Origin of the sequence: Streptomyces sp. YS-3 (assembly GCF_045257485.1) — a bacterium.
Lineage (GTDB): Bacteria > Actinomycetota > Actinomycetes > Streptomycetales > Streptomycetaceae > Streptomyces.
Genome location: NZ_JBJHPC010000936.1, coordinates 1 through 1,653 on the forward strand (window position 1 = coordinate 1; position 1,653 = coordinate 1,653).

The 1,653-nt window shown below is 73.4% G+C and carries 2 protein-coding genes; one reads left to right on the top strand and one right to left on the bottom strand.

Annotated elements, in window-relative coordinates:
* A partial coding sequence (locus ACJA3G_RS36435; protein ID WP_406557309.1) for a helix-turn-helix domain-containing protein occupies window positions 1-757 on the bottom strand: 757 nt, incomplete at its 3' end.
* Between the two features lie 256 nt (window positions 758-1,013).
* Between ACJA3G_RS36435 and ACJA3G_RS36440 the strand changes: the two genes are divergently transcribed.
* On the top strand, window positions 1,014-1,653 hold a 640-nt coding region (locus ACJA3G_RS36440), incomplete at its 3' end, for a hypothetical protein (protein ID WP_406557310.1).

Below are 1,653 nucleotides of genomic sequence, written 5' to 3' on the forward strand. Positions count from 1 at the left end.
GGGGGCCCTCGGGGTGGGCGAGGTCGGCGCCGGCGTCCGGGGCGCAGCCGTCGACCGCGTCCCGGCACAGGGCGCGCAGCGAGGGGCGGCGGTGCACCTCGGCGTGCAGGGCGCGCAGCGCGGGATCACCGGGGTACTGCTCCCGCGCCGCGGCCAGCGCGGACAGCAGGGAGATCCGCCAGTCGGCGTGGTTGGCGAGGATGCTCCCGGCGTCGGGGTGCAGCAGGCCGAACCGCAGGAAGCTGTGGGCGGGATCGGCGTCCGGGTGGGTGCTCAGGCCCGCGAACAGGTCCCGGTAGGCGTGGTTGGCCGCCTGTACCTCCCAGCGGTGGTCGATGAGGAGGGCGGGCAGCGAGAGCGCGTTCATCATCACGTCGTAGTCGGCGAGGACGGCCTGCGCGGCCTTGCCGCACGTCCGCCCGCCCTGGGTGAGGGGCCTGCGTACCCGGGCGGGGAAGCGGCCGACGGTGAGCCGGAACAGACGCTCCACCTGGTAGTCCGACATCTCCAGGACATCGGCGAGGGCGAGGAGTTTGCCGTCGGTCCACTCCTTGACCCGGCCGCGCTCCCAGTTGCCGTACGCGCGCGAGCTGACCCCGAGCCGTTCGGCCACGGCCTCCTGGCTCAGTCCCAGACAGCTGCGGCGGCCCCGGATGAGTTCCTGGAGCGGTTCGGGGCGTACGGGCCGTCCGCTCGCCCCCGTCCGCGCCGGGTGCTCCACCCCTAAGACCTCGTGCCTGCCCACCGTCATGGTCATCCCCGTCCCCGTCCCCGTGGTGCGGGGTCTTCGGTCCCTCGCCGCTGAGGACGGCGGGCGCGCGAAGTCCCGCGCGGCGACGTCGTATTGACACTCCGTCACCTTTGTCGTGATCCTGCAACTCCCCCGCCACCGATGTCAACCGGACTTTCCCCCCGGGGAAAGCCTGCTTTGCTCCGGGGGGTGGGTTCAAGCCGCCGCAGTCGTTACGCTCGGGCCTCTGAGGAGCGACGGCGGGGTACGACAAGGGGATGCCGTGACTGACGCCTGCGGGCTCGACGCGACGCTGGACCGCGTACGGTCCCTGATCGAGGAGCTGGAACGGCGGCCCGAGGACGTCCTGGACGCCGTGGAGCTCTCCTACGCCTCCGGGGTCCCGGCGGCGGACGTACGGGAGCTGCTCGCCGGGGGGCGGGTGGCCGACCCCGGAGTGGCGGCCCGTGTCCAGCAGCGCCTGGAGCTCCTGATGAACACCCGCAGGAGGTGCGGCGACGGCGTCGTACGGCCGGTCGGGGAGGCGGTGTCGCCGCACACCCAGGCCGAGATCGCCCAGGGCATCGGCGTTACCCCGCAGGCACTGCGCGCCTACCGGAAACCGGACCACCCCGCCGTCCCCAGCGTCCACACGGTCCTCGGCATCAGCGAGTGGTTCCGGGTGCACTCCGGCTGGCTCACCGAACCCGCCGACCGCGCCCTCGCCCGCGTCCTGCGCGAGCGGCTCCAGGACCTGGAACGGCAGTCCGCCCGGCGGGAGATGGAGCGGATCCTGCACGACAGGGGCGTCCACGCGCACGCCTTCCGGGCGGTCGGCGCCCTCCCACGGCAGAAGCTGGAGGCGCTGATGACCCTGCTCGGCTGCGATCCCGACGGCAACGATTCCGCCGAAACCCCCGGCC